Annotated in this window: 23 protein-coding genes; 16 read left to right on the top strand and 7 right to left on the bottom strand. The window is 74.0% G+C overall.

Features of this window, described 5'->3' with window-relative positions:
- The first annotated feature begins 155 nt into the window (after positions 1-155).
- The 5 genes from pheS (at position 156) to ACF061_RS33210 (ending at position 7,472) form a co-directional block, all read left to right on the top strand.
- Positions 156-1,274, top strand: a complete 1,119-nt coding sequence (pheS, locus tag ACF061_RS33230; RefSeq protein ID WP_392270721.1) for a phenylalanine--tRNA ligase subunit alpha — start codon at positions 156-158, stop codon at positions 1,272-1,274.
- Complete coding sequence (gene pheT, locus ACF061_RS33225; protein WP_392270720.1) at positions 1,274-3,778, top strand: phenylalanine--tRNA ligase subunit beta; 2,505 nt, start codon at positions 1,274-1,276, stop codon at positions 3,776-3,778. The genes pheS and pheT overlap by 1 nt, the downstream gene beginning before the upstream one ends.
- A gap of 273 nt (positions 3,779-4,051) precedes the next feature.
- Positions 4,052-4,939, top strand: coding sequence for a PP2C family protein-serine/threonine phosphatase (locus ACF061_RS33220; protein ID WP_392270719.1), 888 nt, complete (start codon positions 4,052-4,054; stop codon positions 4,937-4,939).
- A 490-nt stretch (positions 4,940-5,429) separates the two neighbouring features.
- Entirely contained in the window at positions 5,430-6,770 is a 1,341-nt protein-coding gene (locus ACF061_RS33215) for a transcriptional regulator (RefSeq protein WP_392270718.1), read from the top strand.
- Between the two features lie 162 nt (positions 6,771-6,932).
- Complete coding sequence (locus tag ACF061_RS33210) at positions 6,933-7,472, top strand: NUDIX hydrolase (RefSeq protein ID WP_392270717.1); 540 nt, start codon at positions 6,933-6,935, stop codon at positions 7,470-7,472.
- Positions 7,473-7,612: 140 nt separating this feature from the next.
- Here the strand turns inward: ACF061_RS33210 and ACF061_RS33205 are convergent, their stop codons facing one another.
- A complete protein-coding gene (locus ACF061_RS33205; RefSeq protein ID WP_392270716.1) occupies positions 7,613-8,473 on the bottom strand; it encodes a 3-hydroxybutyryl-CoA dehydrogenase in 861 nt (286 codons plus the stop codon).
- A gap of 173 nt (positions 8,474-8,646) precedes the next feature.
- Between ACF061_RS33205 and ACF061_RS33200 the strand changes: the two genes are divergently transcribed.
- Complete coding sequence (locus ACF061_RS33200; RefSeq protein ID WP_392270715.1) at positions 8,647-9,906, top strand: glycoside hydrolase family 10 protein; 1,260 nt, start codon at positions 8,647-8,649, stop codon at positions 9,904-9,906.
- Between the two features lie 27 nt (positions 9,907-9,933).
- Here ACF061_RS33200 and ACF061_RS33195 read toward each other — a convergent pair whose 3' ends face one another.
- Together ACF061_RS33195 and ACF061_RS33190 are read right to left on the bottom strand one after the other, a co-directional pair.
- Positions 9,934-10,137: a DUF1918 domain-containing protein gene (locus ACF061_RS33195; RefSeq protein ID WP_392270714.1), complete on the bottom strand. Its 204-nt coding sequence runs from the start codon at positions 10,135-10,137 to the stop codon at positions 9,934-9,936.
- Positions 10,138-10,262: 125 nt separating this feature from the next.
- A complete protein-coding gene (locus ACF061_RS33190; RefSeq protein WP_392270713.1) occupies positions 10,263-11,222 on the bottom strand; it encodes a DMT family transporter in 960 nt (319 codons plus the stop codon).
- On the opposite strand from ACF061_RS33190, the gene ACF061_RS33185 reads away from it, so the two are divergent.
- Positions 11,221-12,675 (top strand): PLP-dependent aminotransferase family protein, encoded by a 1,455-nt coding sequence (locus tag ACF061_RS33185; RefSeq protein ID WP_392270712.1) that lies wholly within the window; start codon positions 11,221-11,223, stop codon positions 12,673-12,675. The two genes, ACF061_RS33190 and ACF061_RS33185, sit on opposite strands and share 2 nt — an antisense overlap.
- 43 nt (positions 12,676-12,718) lie before the next feature.
- Positions 12,719-13,156: a GNAT family N-acetyltransferase gene (locus tag ACF061_RS33180; RefSeq protein ID WP_392270711.1), complete on the top strand. Its 438-nt coding sequence runs from the start codon at positions 12,719-12,721 to the stop codon at positions 13,154-13,156.
- 107 nt (positions 13,157-13,263) lie between these two features.
- Here ACF061_RS33180 and ACF061_RS33175 read toward each other — a convergent pair whose 3' ends face one another.
- A complete protein-coding gene (locus ACF061_RS33175; RefSeq protein ID WP_392270710.1) occupies positions 13,264-13,707 on the bottom strand; it encodes a DUF6314 family protein in 444 nt (147 codons plus the stop codon).
- An 833-nt stretch (positions 13,708-14,540) separates the two neighbouring features.
- Between ACF061_RS33175 and ACF061_RS33170 the strand changes: the two genes are divergently transcribed.
- The 8 genes from ACF061_RS33170 to ACF061_RS33135 are packed head-to-tail and all read left to right on the top strand — an operon-like array spanning position 14,541 to position 23,566.
- A complete protein-coding gene (locus tag ACF061_RS33170) occupies positions 14,541-17,264 on the top strand; it encodes a YfhO family protein (protein ID WP_392270709.1) in 2,724 nt (907 codons plus the stop codon).
- An 18-nt stretch (positions 17,265-17,282) separates the two neighbouring features.
- Complete coding sequence (locus tag ACF061_RS33165; protein WP_392270708.1) at positions 17,283-18,260, top strand: glycosyltransferase family 2 protein; 978 nt, start codon at positions 17,283-17,285, stop codon at positions 18,258-18,260.
- On the top strand, positions 18,260-18,658 hold the full coding sequence (locus ACF061_RS33160) for a GtrA family protein (RefSeq protein ID WP_392270707.1): 399 nt from the start codon (positions 18,260-18,262) through the stop codon (positions 18,656-18,658). The genes ACF061_RS33165 and ACF061_RS33160 overlap by 1 nt, the downstream gene beginning before the upstream one ends.
- A gap of 53 nt (positions 18,659-18,711) precedes the next feature.
- A complete protein-coding gene (gene argC, locus ACF061_RS33155) occupies positions 18,712-19,740 on the top strand; it encodes an N-acetyl-gamma-glutamyl-phosphate reductase (protein WP_392270706.1) in 1,029 nt (342 codons plus the stop codon).
- Positions 19,737-20,888, top strand: coding sequence for a bifunctional glutamate N-acetyltransferase/amino-acid acetyltransferase ArgJ (argJ, locus tag ACF061_RS33150; RefSeq protein ID WP_392270705.1), 1,152 nt, complete (start codon positions 19,737-19,739; stop codon positions 20,886-20,888). Before argC ends, argJ begins: the two co-directional genes overlap by 4 nt.
- Positions 20,885-21,802, top strand: a complete 918-nt coding sequence (gene argB / locus ACF061_RS33145; protein ID WP_392270704.1) for an acetylglutamate kinase — start codon at positions 20,885-20,887, stop codon at positions 21,800-21,802. The genes argJ and argB overlap by 4 nt, the downstream gene beginning before the upstream one ends.
- On the top strand, positions 21,799-22,998 hold the full coding sequence (locus tag ACF061_RS33140) for an acetylornithine transaminase (protein ID WP_392270703.1): 1,200 nt from the start codon (positions 21,799-21,801) through the stop codon (positions 22,996-22,998). Before argB ends, ACF061_RS33140 begins: the two co-directional genes overlap by 4 nt.
- 19 nt (positions 22,999-23,017) lie before the next feature.
- Entirely contained in the window at positions 23,018-23,566 is a 549-nt protein-coding gene (locus ACF061_RS33135; protein WP_392270702.1) for an arginine repressor, read from the top strand.
- A 114-nt stretch (positions 23,567-23,680) separates the two neighbouring features.
- Here the strand turns inward: ACF061_RS33135 and ACF061_RS33130 are convergent, their stop codons facing one another.
- The 3 genes from ACF061_RS33130 to ACF061_RS33120 all read right to left on the bottom strand — a co-directional run bounded on the left by ACF061_RS33130 (position 23,681) and on the right by ACF061_RS33120 (position 26,365).
- Positions 23,681-24,418, bottom strand: a complete 738-nt coding sequence (locus ACF061_RS33130) for an FAD:protein FMN transferase (RefSeq protein WP_392270701.1) — start codon at positions 24,416-24,418, stop codon at positions 23,681-23,683.
- A gap of 83 nt (positions 24,419-24,501) precedes the next feature.
- Complete coding sequence (locus ACF061_RS33125) at positions 24,502-24,969, bottom strand: FMN-binding protein (RefSeq protein ID WP_392270700.1); 468 nt, start codon at positions 24,967-24,969, stop codon at positions 24,502-24,504.
- A 43-nt stretch (positions 24,970-25,012) separates the two neighbouring features.
- Positions 25,013-26,365 carry a ferric reductase-like transmembrane domain-containing protein gene (locus ACF061_RS33120; RefSeq protein ID WP_392270699.1) on the bottom strand — a complete coding sequence of 451 codons (1,353 nt, stop codon included), beginning with the start codon at positions 26,363-26,365 and terminating at the stop codon, positions 25,013-25,015.
- Positions 26,366-26,379: the final 14 nt, after the last annotated feature.

Here is a 26,379-nt window from a genome sequence, read left to right as displayed (position 1 = left end):
GGCGCTCCCGCTCACCCCAGCCCCGTTAGACTCGGCCTTTGGCACCTTTGTGTCCCACCACTGAAGACGGAGTGTCCACGAGTCGGTGACGGGGACTGTCAGCCTGGGGGCACCTCCCAGCGTTAGCTGGGGGACAATCGGAAGCACGGGAAGAGATGTCGGCACCCAATAAGTCGTACGACCCTGTCGAGGTCGAGGCGTTGAAACCGGAAGAGATCGAGCGCATGCGGGACGAGGCGCTCGCCGCCTTCGCCGCCGCGGACTCCCTCGACGCGCTCCACGAGGCGAAGGTCGCCCACACCGGCCCGGCCTCCCCGCTGGCCCTCGCCAACCGCGAGATCGGCGCCCTGCCCCCGCACGCCAAGGCCGACGCAGGCAAGCGCGTCGGCATGGCCCGCGGCGCGGTGAACAAGGCCCTCGCCGCCCGCCAGACCGAGCTGGAGGCCGAGCGCGACGCCCGGGTCCTGGTCGAGGAGGCCGTGGACGTCACGCTGCCCTACGACCGCGTGCCGGCCGGCGCCCGGCACCCGCTGAGCACGCTCTCGGAGCGCATCGAGGACATCTTCGTCGCCATGGGCTACGAGGTCGCCGAGGGCCCCGAGGCCGAGGCCGAGTGGTTCAACTTCGACGCCCTGAACATCGGCCCGGACCACCCGGCGCGCAGCGAGCACGACACCTTCTTCGTGCGGGGCGCCGAGGGCGCCGAATCGGGCGTCGTGCTGCGCACCCACACCTCGCCGGTGCAGATCCGCTCCCTGATGGGCCGCGAGCTGCCGGTCTACGTGATCTGCCCCGGCCGCGTCTACCGCACCGACGAGCTGGACGCCACCCACACCCCGGTCTTCCACCAGGTCGAGCTGCTCGCGGTGGACGAGGGGCTGACCATGGCCGACCTCAAGGGCACCCTGGACCACATGGTCCAGTCGCTGTTCGGCGAGGGCATGAAGACCCGGCTGCGGCCGAACTTCTTCCCCTTCACCGAGCCGTCCGCCGAGATGGACATGGTCTGCTACGTCTGCCGCGGCGAGTCCGTCGGCAACCCCGACCGGCCCTGCCGCACCTGCTCGTCCGAGGGCTGGATCGAGCTGGGCGGCTGCGGCATGGTCAACCCGCGGGTGCTGACCGCCTGCGGCGTCGACCCCGAGAAGTACAGCGGGTTCGCCTTCGGGTTCGGCATCGAGCGGATGCTGATGTTCCGCCACAACGTCGAAGACATGCGAGACATGGTCGAGGGTGACGTCCGGTTCACCCGGCCGTTCGGGATGGAGATCTGATGCGGGTCCCGCTTTCTTGGCTGCGGGAGTACGTCGACCTGCCGGCGACGGAGACCGGGCGCGACGTCCAGGCCAAGCTCATTTCGGCCGGCCTAGAGGTCGAGACCGTCGAGCAGCTCGGCGCCGACCTGAAGGGGCCGCTCGTCGTCGGCCAGGTGCTGACCATCGAGGAGCTGGAGGGCTTCAAGAAGCCGATCCGGTTCTGCACCGTCGACGTCGGCCGGGCCAACGGCACCGGCGAGCCCCAGGAGATCGTCTGCGGCGCCCGCAACTTCGCCGTCGGCGACAAGGTCGTGGTCGTGCTGCCCGGCGCCACGCTGCCCGGCGGCTTCTCGATCTCCGCGCGCAAGACCTACGGCAAGACGTCCCACGGCATGATCTGCTCCAGCGACGAGCTGGGCATGGGCGACGACGGCGCCCACGGCATCATCGTGCTGCCGCCCGAGCACGAGGTCGGCAGCGACGCCATCGAACTGCTCCAGCTGGTCGACGAGGTCCTCGACATCGCCGTCACCGCCAACCGCGGCGACTGCCTGTCGATCCGCGGCGTGGCCCGCGAGGCCGCGATCGCCTACGGCCGTCCGCTGCTCGACCCGGCCCTGCTCGACGTGCCGGCGCCCAACGCGTTCGGGCCCGCCGTGCAGATCTCCGACCCGTTCGGCTGCGACCGCTTCACCGCCCGCACGGTGACCGGCCTCGACCCCGAGGCGCGCTCCCCGATCTGGCTCCAGCGCCGCCTGCAGAAGGCGGGCATGCGCCCGATCTCGCTCGCCGTCGACATCACCAACTACGTGATGCTGGAGCTCGGCCAGCCGCTGCACGCCTACGACCGCTCCCGCGTCCAGGGGGCCATCGGCGTGCGCCGGGCCGAGCGCGGCGAGCGGCTCACCACCCTCGACGGCGTCGCCCGCACGCTGTCCCCCGAGGACCTGGTCATCACCGACGACCGCGGCCCCATCGGCCTCGCGGGCGTCATGGGCGGCGCCAACTCCGAGATCGACGACATCGACGGCACCACCACCGAGGTCGTCATCGAGGCCGCCCACTTCGACCCGGTCGCCATCGCGCGCACCGCCCGCCGGCACAGGCTGACCTCCGAGGCCTCGCGCCGCTTCGAGCGCGGCGTCGACCCGCAGGCCGCCTCCGCCGCCGCCCAGCGCACCGTCGACCTGCTGGTGCTCCTGGCCGGCGGCACCGCCGAGGCCGGGGTCACCGAGGTCGTCGCGCCCTCCGCGCCGCGCACCATCGCCGTCCCGGCCGACCACCCCGACAAGGTCGCGGGCGTCGCCTACGGCCGGGAGACCGTCGTACGCCGGCTCCAGCAGATCGGGTGCGACGTCTACGGCCAGGACGAGCTGATCGTCACCACCCCGTCCTGGCGGCCCGATCTGGCCGAGCCGAACGACCTCGCCGAAGAGGTCATCCGGCTGGAGGGCTACGAGAACCTGCCCTCCACGCTGCCCCGGCCGCTGCCCGGCCACGGCCTGACCCACCGGCAGCGGCTGCACCGCCGCGTCGGCCGCGCGCTGGCCGGCGCCGGATACGTCGAGGCGCTGAACTACCCGTTCGTCGGCGAGGCCGCCCTCGACCAGCTCGGGCTCGACGCCGACGACCCGCGGCGCACCGTGGTCACCCTCGTCAACCCGCTCTCCGACGAGGAGCCCGCCCTCCGTACGACGCTGCTGCCGGGCCTGCTCGGCGCGCTGCGCCGCAACGACGGGCGCGGCAGCCACGACCTGGCGCTGTTCGAGACCGGTCTGGTCTTCCGGCCCACCGGCCAGGAGCAGGTACCGGCCCGGCTGTCCGCCGACCGCCGGCCCACCGAGGAGGAGCTGGCCGCCCTGGACAGCGCGCTGCCGCGCCAGCCCCGCCGGGCCGCCGTGGTGCTCACCGGCGCCCGTGAGCAGGCCGGCTGGTGGGGCAAGGGCCGCCCGTCCGACTGGGCGGACGCCGTCGAGGCGGCGCGGATCGTGGCCCGGGAGGCCGGCGCGGAGCTGCGCGTCCGCGCCGACCAGCACGCCCCGTGGCACCCCGGCCGGTGCGCCGCGCTGTACGCCGAGGTGGACGGCGTCGAGACCCTCGTCGGCCACGCCGGCGAACTGCACCCGCGGGTCGTGAAGGCGATGCACCTGCCGGAGCGCACCTGCGCGATGGAGGTCGAGCTCGACCTGCTGGAGCAGGCCGGCAACGGCGTCGCCCGGGCGCCGCGGATCTCCGCGTTCCCGGTCGCCACGCAGGACGTCGCCCTCGTGGTCGACGAGCCGGTCCCGGCCGCCGAGGTCGAGGCCGCGCTGCGCGAGGGCGCCGGCGAACTGCTGGAGTCCATCCGGCTGTTCGACGTCTACGAGAACGCCGAGCAGCTCGGCGACGGCCGCAAGTCGCTGGCCTACGCGCTGCGCTTCCGCGCCCCCGACCGCACCCTGACGGTCGACGAGGCATCCGCGGCCCGCGACGCGGCGGTGGCGCTGGCCGCCGAGCGCACCGGGGCGGTGCTGCGCAGCTGAGGCACCCCGTTCGGATCGGGCCGGGCTCGGGCTTCCCCGACCCGGCCCGATCCGGACGAAGGAGCCCCCGGCGCGTCCGCCACGGACGCGGGTTCCGGTCACCGGCACCCGCGGCCACGGCCGCGACCTGCGTCGACGCGCTACCGGGCAGTGCTCACTCATTCGGGTGAGAACTGTCGGGGATCCGGCCCTGGGCGGGGGCGCGGTCGACACAATCGGACCGGTCCCGCGGGGCCGGTCCGCGCTGTCAGCGCCTCATGGGGGGCCGTGGTCATGATCCGCATCAGGGCTGGGGCTCCGCGCGGAGTGCGGCCGGGCGCCGTGTTCCTGGCCGTGGGCACCGGCCTCGTCCTGCACGCGCGGCGGGCCATGCTGCACGAACTGCGCCGGGCCCGCGCGGTCGCCGGCGCCGCGCAGAGCGTGCTGCTCCGCCCCCTGCCGCCGCACCTCGCCGGGCTCGGCCTCGCGGCGGCCCAGCTGTCCGCCGACCGGGGCGCGGCCGTCGGCGGCGACCTGTACGAGGTGATCGCCACCGAGCACGGCGTACGCGTGGTGATGGGCGACGTGCGAGGACACGGTCTGGCCGCCCTCGGGACCGTCGCCGCCGTGCTCGGCAGCTTTCGCGAGGCCGCCCACGACGAGCCCGAACTCGCCGGCGTGCTCCGCCGACTGGACCGGGCCCTGGCACGTCACCTGCGTACCCGGGGCCCCGATCACCCGGTCGCCGAGGACTTCGTCACCGTGCTCCTGCTGGAGATCGGCGACGACGGCGCCCTGAGCGCCCTCGACTGCGGCCACCCCTGGCCGTACCGGCTGAGCGAGGGGGAGGCCGAGCCGGTGTCCGGGACCGACCCGCTGCCGCCCCTGGGCGCGTTCCCCCTGCCGGCCGACCTGCCGGTCGCGGACCTGGGCCGGCTGGAGCCCGGACAGACGCTGGTCTGCTACACCGACGGGGTGGCGGACGCCCGGGACGCCCGGGGCCGCTTCTTCCCGCTGACGACGGTCCTCACGGAGGCGACCCGCGCGGGCCCGGTCACCTCGCAGTCGGTGCTGCGCGCGGTGTTCATCCCGCTCCTCAGGCACGTCGGGCACCGGCCCGCGGACGACGCCGCCGTCCTGGTGCTCCGCAACGAGCGGCACCGCCCGGGCTGCCGTTCGTAGCACCGGGCTCAAGGGCCCGACGCCACATGCCCGTCCGCCCCGCGACGCCCGGCACGCTCCCCGAGCCCATCGAGCAGGGGCCCCGCTCGCCGCACCCGGCGAAAGCCCGGGTGCGTCGGGCTCGGGCACAGGACCTCCGCCCGGCGCTCCTCCCGGCCCTCCGAGCGAGCACGCCCCGCAGGCCGCGGGAGCCGCCCTTCGTACGACGACGGCAACGTGACGACAGGCCCCGGGCCCGTCCCGGAGCAGCCGCCCGCCCCGCCACGGATCGCCGGGCAGGCGGCGGAGCGGGCGGCGTCGCAGCGGGCCGCCGCACTGTGTGAGGGGGGAGACGACGGCCCGTCCGGCCTCTTGACGAGGCACCTCAGTCAACCGGTCGCCGACTCTCCGCGACAGCGCGCACACGGTCCGGACGCGCGCGCTCCGTTCACACCCCGTGTGAAGACCACCGCACTACGCTGTCCCGCACCGAGCCACCGGGGGGCCCGAGATGCAGCCCAACACTCTGCTCGACGCGATCCTGGACGAAGCGGGGATCTCGCACGCGGGTCTCGCCGCGCACGTCAACCAGGCGGGCCGGGCGCGCGGTCTCGAACTGCGCTACGAGCACACCGCCGTGGCCAGATGGCTGAAGGGCCAGCGGCCCCGCGGCCAGGTCCCCGACCTGATCTGCGAGGTTCTGGCCGCCCGGTTGCGCCGGCCCGTCACCCTCGACGACATCGGTCTGGGCGTACCCGGCGGACCGACCGCCCCGCAGGGCGCCTCCCTGTCCGGCTTCGTCGAACGGGCCACCGCCCTGTGGCGCTCCGACGAGCAGCAGCGCCCGCACGTGCTGGGCGCGCCCGCCGTGACCGGCACCCCGGCGGTCATGCCGGTGTGGGAGTGGGAGAACCCGCCCGAGGACACCGACGTCTCCCGGGGCGGCCGGCACCGGGTCACGCCGTCGGACATCGAGACGCTGCGCGCGGCCCGCGCGCACTACGAGCAGATGTACCGCAAGGCCGGCGGCGTGGCGACCCGCGGCCGCGTCGTGGGCTTCCTCAACGCCGAGACGGCCCCGCTGCTGCGCGGCGCCTACACCGACGCCACCGGCCGCCGGCTGCACCGGGCGACCGGCGCCCTGGTGGCCGTCGCGGGCATCTGCGCCTACGACTCCGACGCGCACGGGCTCGCCCAGCGCTACTTCCACCAGGCGCTCCGGCTCGCCAAGGCCAGCGGGGACCGCGGGCTGGGGGCCTATGTCATAGCGCTGCTGGTCAACCAGTCGCTGTTCATGCGCGAGCACCGCCAGGCCGTCGCCTTCGCCGAGGCCGCGCTGCGCGCCGCCGGCCGGCACATCACGCCCGCACTCGCCTCCGACCTCTACGCGATGCAGGCCAAGGCGTACGCCCGCCTCGGCGACGGCGCCGGCGCGCTGTCCCGCATCCGGCGCGCGGAACAGGCCGCCGAGCGCATCCGGCGCGGCCACGAGCCGGAGGAGACCGACTACGTCCAGCCGGGCCTGGTCAACGTCCAGGTGGCCGAGGCGCTGCTCAGCCTCGGCGAGCTGGCCGCCGCCGAGGAGCACGCCGCGGCGGCCGTGGACACCCCCGCCCACGACCGCGGCCGGGTGCACCGCCTCGCCATGCTCAGCACGATCGAGCTGCGCCGGGGCGACGCCGACAAGGCGGTGGTCACCGCCGTGCGGATGGCCGAGGAGGCCCGCGGCATGGAGTCCCAGCGGCTGCGGGACAGACTGCGCGCCGTGCGCGAGCACCTGGTGCGCAGCGGCTGTGCCGGCACGGCGGAGGCCGCCGAACTCATCGACGGAGCGCTGCGCGTCCCGTTGTGACGGCTCCGGCCCGTCCGGACGGCTCGGAGCTCCCGCGGCACTCGGAGCACTTCAGCGCCCCCACTGCGCCCGCGGTTGCCCCGGGAGCGGCTCGCCGTGCGCCTGCTGCCGGGGTGCCACGACTGCGATATTGCCACTGACCCCACGGAAGGTGGCAGAACCGTGCAGTGGACGAAACAGAGCGAACAGACTGTGTACGCAAACCGCTGGTTCACCGTCAACCTGGCGGATGTCGAGCTGCCGGACGGCCGGCGCCTCGACCACTTCCTGATCCGGCTGCGGCCGGTCGCCGCGGCCACGGTGGTGAACGAGGCAGACGAGGTGCTGCTGCTGTGGCGGCACCGCTTCATCACCGACAGCTGGGGCTGGGAACTCGCGGCGGGCGTCGTCGAGGACGGCGAGGACGTCGCCCGCGCCGCCGCCCGGGAACTCCAGGAGGAGACCGGCTGGCGGCCCGGCCCGCTGCACCACCTGATGAGCGTCGAGCCGTCCAACGGCCTCTCCGACGCCCGGCACCACGTCTACTGGTCCGACGAGGCCGAGTACGTCGGACACCCCGTGGACGACTTCGAGTCGGAGCGCAGGGAGTGGGTCCCGCTCAAGGCCGTGCCCGACCTGGTCGCCCGCGGCGAGGTCCCGGCGGCCGGCATGGCCGCCGCGTTACTGCTCCTGCACCACCTCAGGCTCGGCCCGGGCGCGTAGCCGCGGCCCGTGCCCCGAGGAGGCACGGGCCATCGCGCGCGGCCGTGACTTCCCGGCGTGCCCGGGCGACGGCGCGGAAGGCCGCCCGGCGGCGGGCCGCAGGGGCGGCGCCGACGGGAGCGACCGCGCCGCCGGCGGGGTCAGCCGTACGTGTAGAAGCCCGAACCCGACTTCCGCCCCAGCCGCCCGGCGTCCACCATCCGCTGCAGCAGCGGCGGGGCCGCGTACAACGGCTCCTTGTACTCCTCGTACATCGAATGGGCGACCGAGGCGACCGTGTCCAGGCCGATCAGGTCTGACAGCTTGAGCGGGCCCATCGGGTGGGCGCAGCCCAGCTCCATGCCGTTGTCGATGTCCTCACGGCTGGCGATGCCCGACTCGAACATCCGGATCGCGGAGAGCAGGTAGGGGATCAGCAGCGCGTTCACGACGAAGCCCGAGCGGTCCTGGGCGCGGATCGCGTGCTTGCCCAGCACCTTCTCGGTGAACAGCTGCGCCCGGCTCAGCGTGCCCTCGGAGGTGGTGAGCGCGGGGATCAGCTCCACCAGCTTCTGCACCGGGGCCGGGTTGAAGAAGTGGACGCCGATGACGTGGTCGGGGCGCGCGGTGGCGACCGCCAGCTTGACCAGCGGGATCGAGGAGGTGTTGGAGGCCAGGATCGCGTCAGGCCGGGTCACCACCTGGTCGAGGACCTGGAAGATCTCGGTCTTGACCTGCTCGTTCTCCACCACGGCCTCGATCACCAGATCGCGGTCGGCGAACTCGCCGAGGTCGGTGGTGAAGCTCAGGCGCGCCTGCGTCGCGTCCCGCTCCTCCGCGGTGATCTTGCCGCGCTCGGCCGCCTTGGCCAGGGAGTTGAACAGCCGGGTGCGGCCGATCTCCAGAGCCTCGCCGGTGGTCTCGGCGACCCTCACGTCCAGGCCGGCCCGGGCGCACACCTCGGCGATGCCCGCGCCCATCTGGCCGCAGCCCACCACTCCGACGCGTTCGATGTCGGTCACATCGTCCCTTTCGCTGATCTTCGGCGTGTGGCAGGCGGCCGAGGGGTGCCGGTGCCTGCTCCGATCGTGCACGTTACCCCTGTCGTAACGGTGATCGACCGCCCGGGTCGTGCATCCTGACGCGGTACACGATCCGTGACGGAGCGGATCCACGCCGTACGGGGAGTGGCCGGATGGGCCGAGTGACACGACGGGCGTTCACCGTGGCCGCCCTGTCGACGCTGTCGGCGGCGCACGGGGCGGCCGCGGCGCCGGCCGCGCCCCAGCCGCCGGGCGGGGCCGGGGGCCGGTCGCGGGGGCGCACGACGACCGAGATGCGCGGCATGTGGCTGGCGACCGTCGCCAATCGCGACTGGCCCTCTCGGGCCGGACTGAGCGTGGCCCGCCAGCGCGGCGAGCTGACCGCGCTCCTCGACGCGGCGGTGCGCCGCCGGCTCAACACGGTGATCCTCCAGGTCCGTCCCACCGCCGACGCGCTGTGGCCCTCGCCGTACGAGCCGTGGTCCCGCTACCTCACCGGCACCCAGGGCAAGGACCCCGGCTGGGACCCGCTCGGCACCGCCGTGGCGGAGGCGCACGCCCGCGGTCTGAGACTGCACGCCTGGTTCAACCCCTACCGCGTCGCCCTGAGCACCGACCCGGCCCGGCTCGTCGCCTCGCACCCGGCCCGGCAGCACCCCGACTGGGTGGTGCCCTACGGCGGCCGGCTCTACTACAACCCGGGCCTGCCCGAGGTGCGGGCCTTCGTGCTGCGGGCGATGCTCGACGCGGTCCGCGAGTACCCCGTGGACGCAGTGCACTTCGACGACTACTTCTATCCGTACCCGGTGGCCGGGCACTCCTTCGACGACGACGCCGCCTACGACCGGTACGGCGGCGGCTTCCCGAGCCGGGCCGCCTGGCGGCGGGACAACATCGACAAGCTCGTCCGTGAGACGGCCGCCGGCATCGAACGGATCCGGCCCGGCACCGAGTTCGGGATCAGCCCGTTCGGTGTGTGGCGCAACGCCGCCACCGACCCGCGCGGCTCGAACACGAAGGCGGGCGCGCAGACGTACGACGATCTGTACGCCGACACCCGCAAGTGGGTGCGGGAGGGCTGGATCGACTACATCGTCCCGCAGCTGTACTGGAACATCGGCCTCGCCGCCGCCGACTACGCCGAGCTGGTGCCCTGGTGGGCCGGGGTGGCGCGGGGCAGCCGTACGCGGCTGTACGTGGGAGAGGCGCTGTACAAGGCGGGCGACGCCGCACAGGGCGCCGCCTGGCGGGACGCCGACGAGCTGTCCCGGCACCTCACCCTGGCGAAGAAGTACCCGGAGGTGCGCGGGCACGTCTTCTTCGCGGCCAGGGACGTCGCCGCGGATCCGTCCGGCGCCATGGCGCGGGTGGTCGCCGACCACTACCGGCAGTCGGCGAGACCCCCGCGCTGACCTGGAGCCTGTCGTTCGCGAGAATTCTCAGTGCTGTTGCTGTTGTTCCTTGTGATGACGGACCTGGCAGTCGGGGCCGGGTGACATCACGGCCTCGTGCCCGTCCGGGAAGCGGACGCGGTAGGGCGGATTGCCCTCCGCACCCATGACCTCGACGACTTCGGTGATCTGGTCGTGCTGGCCGACCACCCTGCCGTGCTGGACGAGCTTGTCGCCCACGGTTGCGCGCATCTGCGGGGCCTCCTCACCAGGTGCGGGAGCAGCGGTCCTCGGCTTTCGAGTCTACGGCGCGGAGCGCGGCCGGAGCCGGTGTGCGGCCGGAACCGGGTCGTGCGGTCGGCACCGGATCGTGCCGGTCAGCCGCGCGTCCGCTGGGTGACGGCGATGCAGACGAGCACGGCGGCGGCCGTCACCGGGGCGGCCGGCGTCAGACGCTCGCCGAGCAGCAGCACCGACCACACCAGTGTGAGCAGCGGCTGCGCCAGCTGCAACTGGCTGGCCTTGGGGATGCCCACGGCCGCCATCCCCCGGTACCAGACGACCATCCCGAGGAACTGCGAGCCCGCCGCGACCCACAGCAGCCCGGCCACGCTGTGCACGGTCAGCCGGACGGGCTCGTACGACAGCGCCAGCGCGGTGGCGGGCACGCTGAGCGGCAGGCACAGCACCAGCGCCCAGCCGATCACCTGCCAGCCGGGGATCTCCCGGGCCAGCCGGCCGCCCTCGGTGTATCCGGCCGCGCACACCAGCAGCGCGCCGAAGAGGTACGTGTCCGCGGTGCTCAGCGCGCCGCCGCTCTGCTGCACCGTGAAACCGACCACGGCCGCCGCCCCGGCCAGTGCCGCCGCCCAGAACGTCCGCGAGGGGCGGGCGCCGACGCGCAGCGCGGAGAGCAGCGCCGTGGTGAGCGGGAGCAGGCCGACGACGACCGCCGCGTGCGCGGTGGTCGACGTACGGAGGGCGAGCGTGGTGAGCAGGGGGAAGCCGACGACCACGCCGCCGCCCACCACCGCCAGCCCGGGCCAGTGGCGGCGGGCGGGCGGCGGGACGCGCAGCGCCAGCAGGCAGCCGCCCGCGATGAGGGCGCCGAGCATGCTGCGCACGGGGACCAGCGACCAGGCTCCGAAACCCTCCAGCCCCCAGGCGGTGGCCGGGAAGGTGAGGGAGAAGGCGACGACACCCAGGGCGGCCTGGAGGAGGCCGGACCGGGCACGGCGCGCGGTGTCCGGTGCACCCTCGGCCGAAGCCGGGACGCCGGACGGCGGGACGTCGACCGCTATCGCGGTCACGGCGGTAGCGCTACCCTTTGCTCTCATGCAAGAGCGTAGCAGTGTCGGTGATCTCGCCCATCGGCTGCGACAGGAGCTGAACCGCTACTCTCCCGGTGGAAAGCTCCCCTCCAGTCGGGTCCTCGTCGAGCGATACCGGGTCAGTCCCGTGACCGTCTCCCGCGCCCTGGCGCAGTTGGCGGCCGAGGGCCTGGTGGTCACCCGGCCGGGGGCCGGCGCCTTCCGCGCCGCGCCGCACACGACGGCCGCCCCCGCGGGCGACACCTCCTGGCAGGCGGTGGCGCTCAGCGCGGACGGCGCCGCCGACCTGGTGCCGCGCACGGTCGACGCCTCCGGCGTCACGGTCTCGCTCGCCGTGCCGCCGCCGGGAGTGATCGAGTTCAGCGGCGGCTATCCGCATCCCTCGCTCCAGCCCGAGCGGGCGATGTCCGCCGCGCTCTCCCGGGCCGGCCGCCGCCCCGGGGCCTGGGGCCGGCCGCCGCTGGACGGACTGCCGGAACTGCGCGAGTGGTTCGCGCGCGGCATCGGCGGGCCCGGCGGCACGGTCACCGCCGCCGAGGTGCTGATCGCGGCCGGCGGCCAGTCCGCGCTGACCACGGCGCTGCGCGCGCTGGCCCCGCCCGGCGCCCCGGTGCTGGTGGAGTCGCCGACCTACCCGGGCATGCTGGCCATCGCGCGGGCCTCCGGGCTGCGTCCGGTGCCGGTGCCGGTCGACGCCGACGGGGTGCGGCCCGGACTGCTGGCCGACGCCTTCCGGGCCAGCGGCGCCCGGGTGTTCGTCTGCCAGCCCCTGTTCCAGAACCCGACCGGCGCGGTCCTCGCCCCGGACCGGCGCGCCGAGGTGCTGCGGATCGCCCGCGAGGCCGGAGCGTTCGTCGTGGAGGACGACTTCGTGCGCCGCCTCGCGCACGAGGACGCCGGGCCGCTGCCGCCCCCGCTGGCCGCCGACGACACCGACGGGGTCGTGGTGCACGTCGGCTCGCTGACCAAGGCCACCTCGCCCAGCTTCCGGGTGAGCGCGCTGGCCGCCCGCGGACCGGTGCTGGAACGGCTGCGCGCCATCCAGGTGGTCGACACCTTCTTCGTGCCCAGGCCGCTTCAGGAAGCGGCCCTCGAACTGGTCGGCTCGGCCGCCTGGCCGCGCCACCTGCGCACGCTGGCGGCCGAGTTGAGGCACCGGCGGGACGCCATGACGAGCGCGCTGCTGCGGCGCCTACCAGAACTCGCCCTCCCGCACGTCCCGTCCGGCGGCTACCACCTGTGGGCACGCCTGCCCGACGGCGCTCACGAGTCCGCCCTGACCACCGCGGCCCTGCGCGCGGGCGTCGCGATCACCCCGGGCCGCCCCTACTTCAGCGCCGAACCCCCGGCCGCCCACGTGCGGCTGAGCTTCGCCGCGGTCGGTGGGACGGGAGAGATCGCGGAGGGCGTGCGCCGGCTGCGGGCGGCCTGCGACGAGGTGCTCCCGGCCGGGGCGTGAAAACGGTTCGACACCGCCGGCCGGGGGCTGCCAGGATCCGGCCATGAGCGACACCCCACGGCTGGCCGACGGCTACGAGGTCTCCACGGATCCCGACCGCATCGACGCCGAACGCGTCCACCACTGGCTCTCCACGGACGCCTACTGGGCGCTCGGCCGGACCCGCGAGAAGCAGGACCGGGCCATCGGCGGGTCGCTGAACTTCGGTGTCTTCGAGACCGCCTCCGGCACGCAGGTGGCGTACGCCCGGGTCGTCACCGACGGCGCCACCTTCGCCTGGCTGTGCGACGTGTATGTCCAGCCGGACGTGCGCGGCAAGGGCATCGGCACCGCGCTCGTCGCCGCCGTCCGCGACCGGCTGCGGCCGCACGGGCTGCGCCGGATCCTGCTCGCCACCCACGACGCGCACGGCGTCTACGAGAAGCTCGGCTTCCGGCCCCTGGAGCGGCCCGGACAGTGGATGGCCCTCGTCCTCGAGTGACCCCTCGCGGGCCGCCCGCCGCGGCGCCCCGCACCCCGCGCGTCCGTGCGGGCCACGACCGCCGCCGGGCGGGCGGGTCGCCGGAGCCCGCGGCCGGGGGTGCGGGCTCAGCCCTCGCGGGCGTAGTCGGTGACGATCAGCAGGTCCTTGGCCGGACCGCCCACCCGCCACTCCGTCCACCAGTGGTCCGCGTCCCGGACGGTGAACTCACCGCGGTAGAGGTCTGCCGCGCACGGGTGGTCGGTCACGTGGCGCCCGGAGCGCAGGTCGAGGTCGTGGAAGGGCCGCCCGTCCGCGAACCGCACGTCGGCGGTGCCCGGCACGCTCCCCGGAAGGAACCGCAGGGTCCGCTCGGCCGGGCGGCCCACGCCCTGCCAGACGAACGTGCCGGACTCCTCGTGCAGCAGCCCGCCGCCCGGCAGCGGGCCGAAGACCGTCGAGCCGGTGAACTCGCCCTCGTAGCCGCCCGCCAGGTCCCGCACCGACCGCTCGACCCGCCACCGCCCGGCGAGATACGCCCGCACGTCCGCCACCGGCCAGAACTCACCCATCGCGCTCCGCTCCCGCCTCCCGTCGGCCCCACGCACGCCTTCCCGGCGACCCGGCCGCCTTCCCGCGCTCAGGCGGAAGCGGCGGCCGCGGTGTCCGGCGCGGGCCGTTCTCCCGGCGGCGGCAGTCCGCGTCCGGCGAACACCTCCTCCGCGGCGAAGGTCGCGTCCAGCGCCTTTCGGCATCCCGCGGCAGACCGCCGAGTGCGGCGGCGTCTCCGTGATCCGCTCCGGCGTGCGGCCCCCGCTCAGGGCCGCGGTGACGCGCACGTCCAGCCGGGCTCGCAGCCGCCGAGCGCGGTGAGCATACCCAGGGTGGCCGGCCGGCGGTCGCGCGGGGCCCGCCCGGGCCGGTCGTGGACGTCGCCGAAGGCCCGGGCGACGATCCGGTGGCCCAGCTCGGGACTGATGTGAGACCGGTGCGCCCGACGACCCGGGCGATGGCCGACGTGGCTTCCCGGCCCCGCGGGAGGGGCCGTCCGCCGGTCACGGACGAACCGTAGAGCCTGGAGCCGCACCCCGGGTGGAGCGCCGTCCGCGGCCGGGCGCCCAGGGCGCCCCCCACGCCCCACGTCCCCCGCCGGACACCCTCCGAGCGGCCGGTGGAAATCATTAACCCCGGGATCATTCACCTGACGAAGCCCGTTTCCCTGGGCGTCATGGAATTCATCGAAATTCCACTCTACGCATTCCGTATTCGCGGCGTTATTCACGGGCGGCGGCAGAACCGTCCGCACGGAACGCCCGTCTGAGCCGACGAATGGACAGCGCCCGGGGGAGCGCCTTCCCCGGGGCGAGACACCTTACGTCCCGAATTGGCTGGGAGCCCGCCGAAAATGCATCGCCCGACCCTGCGGGGAAAACCGTGGCAGGCCGCCCTGCTCGCCGCGGTGATCACCGTCACCGCGTTCTGGGCGGCCGACGCCGTCGCCGGGAGCTTCCCCTTCGGCCCGCGCACCCGCAGCGTCAACGACCTGGGCAACCAGTACGTGCCGTTCCACGCCCACCTGTGGGACCTGCTGCACGGCCGTGCCGACGGCGGACTGCTGATCAACTGGCAGTCCGGGTTCGGATCCAGCTTCCTGCCCGATCTCGGGACCTACCTCAGCAGCCCGTTCGCCCTGCTCGTGGCCCTCTTCCCGCGCGACGAGATCGATCTCGCCGTCTACGCGGTCACCGTGCTCAAGACGGCGTGCGCGGGCGCCGCCATGGCTTGGCTGCTGCCGCGGCTGCGCCCCGGCCGCTGGTGGGCGGCGGGACTGCTCGGGGCGGCGTACGCCCTGTGCGGCTGGTCCGTGGCGGACGCCTCCTACAACCCGATGTGGCTCGACGGTCTCGTCGCCCTGCCGCTGCTCTGCCTGGTCGGCGAGTGGGCGCTGGCCGGACGCCGCCGGCTCCTGGGCGTGGCGGTGGTGGCGCTCGCCTGGATCGCCAACTTCTACACCGCGTACATGGCCACGATCGGCGCCGGCCTGGTGCTGCTGCTGCGGCTGTGGCTCCTGGGCCTCGCGCGGCGGCGGGCGCTCGCGGCGGCGGGCCGGGCCGCGGTCACCGTCGTGCTCGGCGTGGGGCTGTCCGCCCCGCTGGTCGCCGTGATCTACCTGGGCACCAAGCACGCCTACCCGGGCCGGGTCACGCACTTCACGCCGGTGCCCACCCAGGACCTGCTGGCCCGCCTGCTGCCGACCACCTACGGCTTCGGTTCACCGGCCCTGTTCGTCGGCACCACGGCGCTGCTGCTCGCCCTCGCCCTGCCCTTCCACCGGGCCGCGCCCCGGCGGGTGCGGGCCGGCTGGCCGCTGCTGGTGGCCGCGGTCGCGCTGTCCATGCAGTGGACGCCCACCCACCTGGCCTGGCACGCCTTCGCCACCCCGAACGGCAGTCCGTACCGCCAGACCTTCGTGCTGTGCGCGCTGCTGGTGATCACCGCCTGGCACGCCCTCTCCTACGGCGTGCCCGACCGGCGCGCGCTGGGCGCCGCGAGCGTGGCTCTCGCCCTGATCGCCGCGGTGGCGAGCGGCAGTTCCCTGGTGCGCTCCTTCGCCTGGCCCGTGCTGCTGGCGGGTGCGGCGGGGGCCCTGGGCGGGCTGCTCCTGCTGGGCCGTACGGAAGGCGGCGGCGCCGGCACGGCGCAAGCCGCCGGCACGGCGAACGGCGCCGCGGGGCGCGGCGCGGGCGCCGTCCGGCGCCGGCCGGCGCTCGCCGGACTCGCCGTGGTGCTGCTGATCGGCGCGCAGCTGGGCGAGGCCACCGCCACCTCCGCGGTGGCCACCCGGCTGCGGCTCGGGCACCTGGACGACTACGCGCCCTGGGGAACGCGCCAGCAGCGGCAGGCGGACGCCGTCGCCGAGGCCGGCGGCTGGCCCCGCTACCGCACCGACCCGGGCCGGGAACAGACCGTGGGCAACGACCCGATGGTGGTCGGCGGCCAGGGCGCCCAGTACTACAGCAGCCTCACCGCCGACGTGCTCAGCCGCATGCTCACCGCCCTCGGCGACGGCTGGACGTCGCGGGGCCGCAACCTGCAGAGCCTGGACAACGCCGTCACCGACGCGATCTTCTCCGTGGGCGCGCGCGTGCACTCGCCGCCGGACCCGCACCAGCGGTGGAACCCGCGGGACCACACCCCCGTGACGGTGTCCAGGCAGGACGTGCCGCAACTGGTCACCGTGCGGCCCTCCGACGGCTCGGCCCGGGCGGGCCGGGGGGTCTCGGCCTTCGGCCCGTCGCCGTACCGCAACCAGGAACTGCTGCTCGGCGCCCGCGTCTACACCGTGCCCGGCCTCACCGTGCGCACCGGCGACGGGCAGCGGCCGGACGACGGCCCGGTCGGCCGCGCCGGGCGGCCGGTCGAGGCGCCGCGCCGCGGCTCCACCGCGTCCGGGCCGGCGATCACGGCGCGGTGCCCGGCCGGCAGCGAGGTGTACCTGTGGGCGCCGCACTACTCGGGCACCGCACGGCTCACCGCCGAGCCGGCCGGCAAATCCGGCGGCGGCCGCCCGTACGGCCCCACCGGACGGTTCACCGCGGACGCCGCCAAGATCGCGGCCATGCAGCGGCTCGGCACGGTCCCGGCCTCCGGACGGCTGCGGATCGAGCTGTCCCCGAGCCGGGCCGGCACCGTCCCGGACGGGGCGGTCGGCTGCCTGGACACCGCCCGGCTGGGCACCGCCGTCCAGCGGCTGAGGACGACCGGGGCGACCCGGGTGACCGTCTCCGACGGCACCGTCCGGGCCCAGCTCCCGGCCGGCAGCACCGGCACCGCCGTCCTCGCGGCCCCCCGGATCGCCGGCTGGCGGTGCGCCGCCGGCGACGCCCCGGCCGCGCCCGCCGAGCAGTACTACGGCCTGATCGCCGTCCCCCTCGACGGCTCCGCCGCCAGTCTCACCTGCACCTTCCACCCGCCCGGTCTGCGCCTGGGCGGGGCCGTCGGCGGCGCCTCGCTGCTGGCCCTGGCCGTGCTCGGCGCCGTCACCGCCGTCCGCCGACGGCGTGCCGCGGGCCGTCCCGCACCCGAAACGACCACACCGCCGCGCCGGCGCACCACTGCCGCGCTCTGACCGCGCCCTGGGAGAACCATGCTCATCTCGATCGTCGCACCCTGCTACAACGAGGAAGACGTCATAGAACGCTTCCACGAGGCGGTCCAGAAGGTCGCCGACGACCTGCTGCCGCTCGGCCACGACATGGAGTTCGTGTACGTCGACGACGGCAGCCGCGACCGGACCCTCACCCTGCTCCAGGAGCTGGCCGGCCGCGACCAGCGGGTGCGTTACGTCTCCTTCAGCCGCAACTTCGGCAAGGAGGCGGCCCTGCTCGCCGGTCTGCGGCACGCCTCGGGCGACTCCGTGGTCGTCATGGACGCCGACCTCCAGCATCCGCCGGAGCTGATCCGCCGCATGGTCGAGCTGCGCGGACAGGGCTACGACCAGGTCCTGGCCCGGCGCAGCCGCAGCGGCGACCGGTTCACCCGCACCCTCACCGCCCGCCTGTACTACCGGCTGGTCAACCGGCTCGTCGACGTCGAGCTCGTGGACGGCGTCGGCGACTTCCGCCTCCTGTCGCGTCGGGTGGTGGACGCTGTGCTGGCGCTCACCGAGTACAACCGCTTCTCCAAGGGCCTGTTCGCCTGGGTGGGCTTCCCCAGCACCACCTTCGAGTACGAGAACGCGGTCCGGGAGCACGGCCGCAGCTCGTGGACCCTGAAGTCCCTGCTCAACTACGGGCTCGACGGGCTGCTGTCGTTCAACAACCGGCCGCTGCGGGCCGCCCTCCACCTCGGCATGGGCCTGCTGCTGTGCGCCGGGCTCTACACCGCGTGGATCGTGGGCGCGGCGCTCGTCAACGGTGTGCAGACCCCCGGCTACGTCACCATCATCACCGCCGTCACCGCTCTGGCCGGCGTGCAGATGGTGATGCTCGGCGTGATCGGCGAGTACACCGGCCGCATCTACTACGAGGTCAAGGGGCGCCCGCACTTCCTGGTGAAGGCGACCAACGTGGAACGATCGGACGACCGCACGCCGGACGACACCGAGAAGGACCTCATTCCCTGATGCCCACGGCCCCCGCCCGCCCGATGGTGAAACAGATTCTGACCTTCGCCGTGGTCGGCGTCGTGAACACCTTGACGTACTACTTGCTTTACCTGTTGTTCCTCGTTCGTTTGCCTTATCTGGCCGCGCACGTCCTCGCATTCCTGATCAGCATGGTCGGCTCCTTCTTCCTCAATGCCCGGTTCACCTACCGGATCCGGCCGACCTGGCGGAAATTCCTGCTCTTCCCGCTGACGAACGCCACCAATTTCGTGATCACCACGGCGGGCGTCTACGTGATCGTCGACGTGCTGCACGCCGGCAGCCGCTTCGCCCCGCTGCTGGCCTCCGCGGCGGCGATCCCGGTGACCTTCGTCGTCTCCCGCATGATCATGCTGCCGAAGGTGGACACCGCATAGATTGCATAAACGTGCAGCGATACGTATAGTCATGCCATCGAGGAGGAGGGTTCATGGCTGTACGTGTGGCGGTCGCCGGAGCGAGTGGATACGCGGGCGGAGAGGCGCTGCGTCTGCTGCTGGCGCACCCCGAGGTCGAGATCGGCGCCCTGACCGGGAACTCCAACGCCGGTCAGCGGCTGGGCGCGCTCCAGCCGCATCTGCTGCCGCTGGCCGACCGGGTCCTTGAGGAGACCACCCCCGAGGCGCTCGCCGGACACGACGTCGTCTTCCTCGCCCTGCCGCACGGACAGTCGGCGGCCGTCGCCGAGCGGCTCGGCCCCGACGTCCTCGTCATCGACATGGGCGCCGACTTCCGGCTGAAGGACCCGGCCGACTGGGAGCGGTTCTACGGCTCGCCGCACGCCGGCACCTGGCCCTACGGCCTGCCCGAACTTCCGGGTGGCCGCGCCGCGCTGGAGGGGTCCAAGCGCATCGCGGTGCCCGGTTGCTACCCCACGGCCGCGTCCCTGGCGCTCGTCCCGGCCTGCGCGGCCGGGCTCGTCGAGGACGAGGCCGTGATCGTCGCCGCCTCCGGCACCTCCGGCGCCGGCAAGGCCGCCAAGCCGCACCTGCTCGGCTCCGAGGTCATGGGCTCCATGTCCCCCTACGGCGTCGGCGGCGGCCACCGGCACACCCCCGAGATGATCCAGAACCTCAGCGCGGCGGCGGGGCGGCGGGTCACGGTCTCCTTCACGCCCACCCTCGCCCCGATGCCCCGCGGCATCCTCGCCACCTGCAGCGCCCGGGCGGCCGACGGCGTCACCGCCGAGTCCGTGCGCGCCGCCTACGAGAAGGCCTACGCCGACGAGCCGTTCGTCCACCTCCTGCCCGAGGGACAGTGGCCGGCCACCGCCGCCGTGTACGGCTCCAACGCCGCGCTGATCCAGGTGGCGTACGACCCCGCGGCGCACCGCGTCATCGCCGTCAGCGCCATCGACAACCTGACGAAGGGCACCGCGGGCGGTGCCGTGCAGAGCATGAACATCGCCCTCGGCCTCGACGAGACCACCGGACTTTCCACGATCGGAGTCGCACCGTGAGTGTCACGGCAGCCAAGGGATTCCAGGCGGCGGGCATCGCCGCCGGAATCAAGGAGAACGGCAACCCGGACCTGGCCCTCGTGGTCAACACCGGGCCCCGCCGCGCCGCCGCGGGCGTCTTCACCTCCAACCGCGTCAAGGCCGCGCCGGTGCAGTGGTCCGAGCAGGTCCTCAAGACCGGCCGGCTCTCCGCGGTCGTCCTCAACTCCGGCGGAGCCAACGCCTGTACGGGCCCCAAGGGCTTCCAGGACACCCACGCCACCGCCGAGAAGGCCGCCGACGTCCTCGGCGTCGGCGCCATCGAGGTCGCCGTCTGCTCCACCGGCCTCATCGGCGTGCTGCTGCCGATGGACAAGCTGCTGCCCGGAGTCGGGACGGCCGCCGCCGCGCTGTCCGAGCACGGCGGCGAGAAGGCCGCCATCGCCATCAAGACCACCGACACCGTCCACAAGACCTCCGTCGTCACCAAGGACGGCTGGACGGTCGGCGGCATGGCCAAGGGCGCGGGCATGCTCGCCCCGGGCCTGGCCACCATGCTCGTCGTCCTCACCACCGACGCCGACCTCGACAGCGAGACCCTCGACACCGCGCTGCGCGCCGCCACCAGGGTCACCTTCGACCGCGTCGACTCCGACGGCTGCATGTCCACCAACGACACCGTGCTGCTGCTCGCCTCCGGCGCCAGCGGCGTCGCCCCGGAGTTCGAGGAGTTCGCGGCGGCCGTGCGCGCCGTCTGCGACGACCTCGGGCAGCAGCTCATCCGGGACGCCGAGGGCGCCAGCAAGGACATCAAGGTCGAGGTGGTCAACGCCGCGACGGAGGACGACGCCGTGGAGGTGGGCCGCTCCATCGCCCGCAACAACCTCCTCAAGTGCGCCATCCACGGCGAGGACCCAAACTGGGGCCGCGTCCTGTCCGCGATCGGCACCACGCGGGCCGCCTTCGAACCCGACCAGCTCAACGTCGCCATCAACGGCGTCTGGGTGTGCAAGAACGGCGGCGTCGGCGAGGACCGCGCGCTGGTCGACATGCGCTACCGCGAGGTGCACATCGTCGCCGACCTCGCGGCGGGCTCCGAGTCCGCCACCATCTGGACCAACGACCTCACCGCCGACTACGTCCACGAGAACAGCGCCTACTCGTCATGAGCACCGGACCGACCCGCAAGCACACGGCCCTGCCGAAGGCCCAGACCCTCATCGAGGCGCTGCCCTGGCTCACCCGGCACCACGGCAAGACCGTCGTCATCAAGTTCGGCGGCAACGCCATGGTGAACGAGGAGCTGAAGGCGGCCTTCGCCCAGGACGTCGTCTTCCTGCACCACGCCGGCCTGAGGCCGGTCGTCGTGCACGGCGGCGGCCCGCAGATCAGCGCGGCCCTGGACCGGCACGGCATCGTCAGCGAGTTCAAGGCGGGCCTGCGCGTCACCACCGAGGACGCCATGGACGTCGTACGGATGGTGCTGGCCGGACAGGTGCAGCGGGAGCTGGTCGGGCTGCTCAACCAGCACGGACCGCTCGCCGTCGGCCTCACCGGCGAGGACGCGCACACCATCACCGCCACCAGGCACACCCCCGAGATCGACGGCGAGCGGATCGACATCGGGCGGGTGGGCGAGATCACCGCGATCGACACGGGCGCGATCGAGGCCCTGCTCGCCGACGGCCGCATCCCGGTCGTCTCCTCGATCGCCCGCTCCCAGGACGACGGTGATTCGGGACATGTCTACAACGTCAATGCTGATACGGCGGCTGCGGCACTCGCTGCGGCACTGGACGCCGAGACCCTCATGGTCCTCACCGACGTGGAGGGCCTCTACGAGGACTGGCCGAACTCCGACGAGGTGATCAGCCGCCTCACCGCGAGCCAACTGGAGAAGCTGCTGCCGGAGCTGTCCTCCGGCATGGTGCCGAAGATGGAGGGCTGCCTGCACGCGGTGCGCAACGGCGTGACCACGGCCCGCGTCATCGACGGCCGGGTCCAGCACTCGATCCTGCTGGAGATCTTCACCGACGAGGGCATCGGCACGATGGTCGTGCCGGACGAAAAGGGGGAGTCGTGAACACCGTGGACACCGGCAACCAGGAACTGACCGCGCGGTGGCGGGGTGCGCTCATGAACAACTACGCCACCCCGCTGCTGCCCCTGGTCCGCGGCGCGGGAAGCCGGGTCTGGGACGCCGACGGCAAGGAGTACCTGGACTTCGTCGGCGGCATCGCGACCAACGCCCTCGGTCACGCCCACCCGGCGATCGTGGAGGCCGTGAGCCGGCAGATCGGCTCCCTCGGCCACATCTCCAACTTCTTCATGGCCGAACCGACCGTCGCCCTCGCCGAACGGCTGCTCCAGCTCTTCGGCCGGGACGGCAGGGTCTTCTTCTGCAACTCCGGCGCCGAGGCCAACGAGGCCGCCTTCAAGATCGGCCGGCTGACCGGGCGCACCCACATGGTCGCCACCGAGGGCGGCTTCCACGGCCGTACCATCGGCGCCCTCGCCCTCACCGGCCAGCCCGGCAAGCGCGAGCCGTTCCTGCCGCTGCCCGGCGACATCACCCACGTGCCCTACGGCGACGCCCAGGCGCTGGCCGCCGCGGTCACCGAGGAGACGGCCCTGGTCGTCATCGAGCCCATCCAGGGCGAGAACGGTGTCGTGGTGCCCCCGGCCGGCTATCTGAAGGCGGCCAGGGCCATCACGGCCGCGACCGGCGCCCTGCTGGTCCTGGACGAGGTGCAGACGGGCGTCGGCCGCACCGGGCACTGGTTCGAGTACCAGGCCCACGAGGGAGTGCTGCCCGACGTCGTCACCCTCGCCAAGCAGCTCGGCGGCGGCCTGCCGCTCGGCGCCACCGTCGCCTTCGGGCGGGCCGCCGAACTCCTCCGGCCCGGCCACCACGGCACCACCTTCGGCGGCAACCCGGTCGCCTGCGCCGCCGGACTCGCCGTCCTGGACACCATCGCGGGCGAGGGGCTGCTGGAGAACGTCAAGCGGCAGAGCGAGACGCTGCGCGAGGGCGTCGAGTCCCTGGGGCACCCGCTGGTCGACCACGTCCGGGGCGCGGGACTGCTCCTGGGTATCGTGCTCACCGGGCCGCACGCGCAGCAGGCGCAGCAGGCGGCCCAGGAGGCCGGCTTCCTCGTGAACGCGCCCGCGGCCGACGCCATCCGGCTCATGCCGCCGCTGAACCTCGGCGACGACGACGTGGACGCGTTCCTCCGGGCGCTGCCCGGCATCCTGGACGTGGCCAACGGGGACGGATGATCCGGAGAATGGGACGACGATGAGTCAGGCGCAGGACCACGGGCAGACCGACGCCGGGGCCGGGCCGGCCTTGCCGCAGACCCGCACCGCACGCCACCGCCGGATCGTGGACATCCTCAACCGGCAACCGGTGCGCTCGCAGAGCCAGTTGGCGAAACTCCTCGCCGACGACGGGCTGAGCGTCACCCAGGCGACACTCTCCCGGGACCTGGACGAGCTGAACGCGGTGAAGATCCGCAACGCCGACGGGGACCTCATCTACGCGGTGCCCAGCGAGGGCGGCTTCCGCACGCCGCGGGCGCCGCTGGGCGGGTCCGTCAAGGAGGAGCGGATGCGGCGGCTCTCCCAGGAGCTGCTGATCTCCGCGGAGGCCTCCGCGAACCTCGTGGTCCTGCGCACCCCGCCGGGGGCCGCGCAGTTCCTCGCCTCGGCCATCGACCAGGCGGAACTGCACGACATCCTGGGCACCATCGCCGGCGACGACACGCTGCTGCTGATCAGCCGGGACCCCAGCGGGGGACAGGCGCTGGCGGACCACCTGCTGCGACTGGCGCAGAACGGGCACTGAGGCGACGCCGGGGCGGCCCGCCCGCGGCCGGTGGGGTGCGGCCCGGATCCGGCCGTGCCGCCGGGGAAGGCGCGGGCGCGCGGCGCCGGGGCGGGACGGCCTGCCGCGGGCGCGTCAGCCCAGCAGGGCGGCCAGTCCGCCGGTGCACCGCACCTCGTCGCCCGCCGTGATCAGCAGGGCCTCCACGTCCGGCAGGGACTCCAGCCAGGCCAGGCCCGCCCGTGAGCCCATCGCGAAGGCGGCCGTGGCCCAGCAGTCCGCCCAGAGGAGCCGGGGCGCGACCACCGTGACGGCCACCAGGTCGGTGACGGCGGGCCCGCCGGTGCGCGGATCCACGATGTGGGCGCCGCGCTCGGCGGTGCCCGAGGTCGCGACGGCCATCTCCACCGCCCCGGCGGCCGAGATCACCGCGGCCAGGCCGCCGGGGCGGAGCGGATCGGACACCCCGACCCGCCAGGGCCGGCCCGCCCCGGGCGAACCCAGGAGTTGCACGTCCCCGCCGCCGTTGACGCTCACCCCGGCCGCCCCGGCCGCCGCCACGTGCCGGGCCGCCCTCTCGGCCGCCCAGCCCTTGACGATGCCCGTCGGATCCAGCCGCCCCTCGTAGCGCAGGCTGAACCAGCCCTCGCTGACCCGCTCGGCCCGCGCGCCCAGGGCGAGCACCTCGGCGACCTCCGGATCGCAGTGGGCCGGCGCGAGCTCACCGCGCACCACGCGGGCGATCTGGCTGTCCTCACGGTAGGTGCTGAACAAGGCGTCGGCCCGGTGCAGGGCGGCCACCGCCTCGCCCAGGGCCGCCCGCACCGCGTCGCGCTCCCCGCCGCGGACGTCGAAGGAGAAGACCGTCCCCATGACCTCCTCCGCGTGACGCACCGCGGCGGGAGCCGGGGGATTCGGCCCGTGGCCCGTGGACGCGCGACGCGTCCGGCGGGCGTTCACAGGCCCGCCGAGTCCAGCGCGGACTGGAGCGACCGGCGGTAGCCGTCACTGGTGTACGTGGCTCCCGACACCGAGTCGATGTCCGCGCTCTGCGCGGCCAGCGCCTCCCGCCTCAACTGGGGTACGGCGTAGCTGTTGATCTCCTGGTCGCGAGGGTTCTCGGTGGGGTACACGACCGCGCTCACCTCGGTGATCCGGCGGCCGCTGAGCGTGATCCGCACCTGGACGGGCCCCCAACGGGTCTGCGCCGTCTCGCCGGTGACGGTCCGGGTGCCGGTCGAACCACCGGTCCCGGTGGAGCCCGTGGAGGCGCCCGCGCCGCCCGACACCGCCGGAGCGGGCGCCGCGGCGATCTGCGGCGGGGTGTGCGGCTTCAGCGACAGCAGCATCACCAGCCCGGAGACGGTGGCGGCGCTCGCCAGCACGATCCGGCGCAGCGGACGGTTCTTCCTCAGCGCGTGCACGACGGCCTCACCACTTCCTCGACTTCTCGGATGCGCATGGTTCTCACAGCTCGAACGACTCGTGGTGGATGCGCCGGTCCGGCACCCCGGCGGCGCGCAGCACCTCGTACAGGTCCCGGGCGAAGGCGTGCGGACCGCAGATGTACACGTCGTGCCCGGCCAGGTCCCAGACGGCCGCGCGCAGCGACTCCACGGTGATGCCCGGGCGTTCGCCGTCAGGCCCGTTGAGCGCGTAGAGCACCCGCGCCCCGCGCCAGCGGGCGATGGCCTCCAGTTCGCCGCCCAGGGCGAGGTCGTGCGCGGTGCGGGCCCGGTACAGGAGGGTGACCTCGCCGGGCAGCGTCTCGAACAGCGCCCGCAGCGGAGTGATGCCGACTCCCGCGCCGATCAGCAGCGTCCGGTGGGAGGTGCGCCGGTCGGCGGTCATCGACCCGTAGGGTCCCTCCGCCCACACCCGGGTGCCCGGCCGCAGCAGCGGGACGGCCGCGCTGTGGTCGCCGAGCGCCTTCACCGTGATGCGCAGCAGATCCGGCCGGGGCGGCGCCGACAGGGAGTACGGCGTCGAGGTCCAGCCCATGCCCTCGGACAGGAACCGCCAGCGGAAGAACTGCCCCGGCCGGGCGCCCAGTTCGTCCAGCCGGTGGCCGCGCACGACGACCGAGTACACCCCGGGCGACTCCTTGTGCACCGACTCCACCCGCATCCGGTGCCGCCGGTTGAGCCGCACCGGGGCGAGCACCCGGAACCACAGCACCAGCGCGGCCGCGCCCAGGTAGAGCGCGTACCAGGCGGCCGTTGCCGCGGTTCGGCCGTGGAACTCGTTGCCCAGCGTGAGCTGGTGGAAGAAGGCGAGGAAGACGGCGGCGTAGGTGAGCAGGTGCGTGTAGTACCAGAACTCGTGGCTGGTGCGGCGGCGCACCGCGCGTGCCGAGGTGATGCCGACCGCGAACAGGATCACCGTGCCCGCGGTCGCCTTCAGCATGTCCGGGTAGTCCAGGACCACCGTGACCGCCTCGTGGACGACCGAGGCGTGGTCCTGGGCGGCGTACCCCGCCAGGATCAGCACGATGTGAGCCAGGAGCAGGCACACCGTGTACCGGCCGGCCATGGCGTGCCAGCGGGCCACCCGGTCCGAGCCGATCCGCCGTTCCAGCAGCGGCACCCGGGCCATCAGCGCGACGAGCACCGCGCAGGCGTAGCCGCACAGCAGTCCCGCGATCCGCCCGGCGCCGGTCAGCCAGCCCGCCGTCCCGACGACCGTGGCCGTGCCCTGCCACCACAGGCCGACCACCGCGGCGGCCCCCGCCCACAGCAGCGCCAGCACGGCGCCCGCCGGGGAGCGCCGGGGCGCCGGCGCGACGGGCGGTGCCGCCCGCCGCTCGTACACCGTGGTCATCCGTTCCACGTCCT

Origin of the sequence: Streptomyces sp. NPDC015220 (genome assembly GCF_043079345.1) — a bacterium.
Classification (GTDB): Bacteria; Actinomycetota; Actinomycetes; order Streptomycetales; family Streptomycetaceae; genus Streptomyces.
This window is presented reverse-complemented; position numbering and strand designations above follow the sequence as displayed.

Bases quoted from the DNA above. Each gene is read 5' to 3' on its own strand.
- ACF061_RS33130 (WP_392270701.1), bottom strand. From the start codon at position 24,418: ATGGGGACGGTCTTCTCCTTCGACGTCCGCGGCGGGGAGCGCGACGCG.
- ACF061_RS33185 (WP_392270712.1), top strand. From the start codon at position 11,221: ATGCAAGAGCGTAGCAGTGTCGGTGATCTCGCCCATCGGCTGCGACAG.
- ACF061_RS33170 (WP_392270709.1), top strand. From the start codon at position 14,541: ATGCATCGCCCGACCCTGCGGGGAAAACCGTGGCAGGCCGCCCTGCTC.
- pheT (WP_392270720.1), top strand. From the start codon at position 1,274: ATGCGGGTCCCGCTTTCTTGGCTGCGGGAGTACGTCGACCTGCCGGCG.
- argB (WP_392270704.1), top strand. From the start codon at position 20,885: ATGAGCACCGGACCGACCCGCAAGCACACGGCCCTGCCGAAGGCCCAG.
- ACF061_RS33120 (WP_392270699.1), bottom strand. From the start codon at position 26,365: ATGACCACGGTGTACGAGCGGCGGGCGGCACCGCCCGTCGCGCCGGCG.
- pheS (WP_392270721.1), top strand. From the start codon at position 156: ATGTCGGCACCCAATAAGTCGTACGACCCTGTCGAGGTCGAGGCGTTG.
- ACF061_RS33200 (WP_392270715.1), top strand. From the start codon at position 8,647: ATGGGCCGAGTGACACGACGGGCGTTCACCGTGGCCGCCCTGTCGACG.
- ACF061_RS33220 (WP_392270719.1), top strand. From the start codon at position 4,052: ATGATCCGCATCAGGGCTGGGGCTCCGCGCGGAGTGCGGCCGGGCGCC.
- ACF061_RS33135 (WP_392270702.1), top strand. From the start codon at position 23,018: ATGAGTCAGGCGCAGGACCACGGGCAGACCGACGCCGGGGCCGGGCCG.
- ACF061_RS33160 (WP_392270707.1), top strand. From the start codon at position 18,260: ATGCCCACGGCCCCCGCCCGCCCGATGGTGAAACAGATTCTGACCTTC.
- ACF061_RS33215 (WP_392270718.1), top strand. From the start codon at position 5,430: ATGCAGCCCAACACTCTGCTCGACGCGATCCTGGACGAAGCGGGGATC.
- ACF061_RS33190 (WP_392270713.1), bottom strand. From the start codon at position 11,222: ATGAGAGCAAAGGGTAGCGCTACCGCCGTGACCGCGATAGCGGTCGAC.
- ACF061_RS33165 (WP_392270708.1), top strand. From the start codon at position 17,283: ATGCTCATCTCGATCGTCGCACCCTGCTACAACGAGGAAGACGTCATA.
- ACF061_RS33195 (WP_392270714.1), bottom strand. From the start codon at position 10,137: ATGCGCGCAACCGTGGGCGACAAGCTCGTCCAGCACGGCAGGGTGGTC.
- ACF061_RS33180 (WP_392270711.1), top strand. From the start codon at position 12,719: ATGAGCGACACCCCACGGCTGGCCGACGGCTACGAGGTCTCCACGGAT.
- ACF061_RS33175 (WP_392270710.1), bottom strand. From the start codon at position 13,707: ATGGGTGAGTTCTGGCCGGTGGCGGACGTGCGGGCGTATCTCGCCGGG.
- argC (WP_392270706.1), top strand. From the start codon at position 18,712: ATGGCTGTACGTGTGGCGGTCGCCGGAGCGAGTGGATACGCGGGCGGA.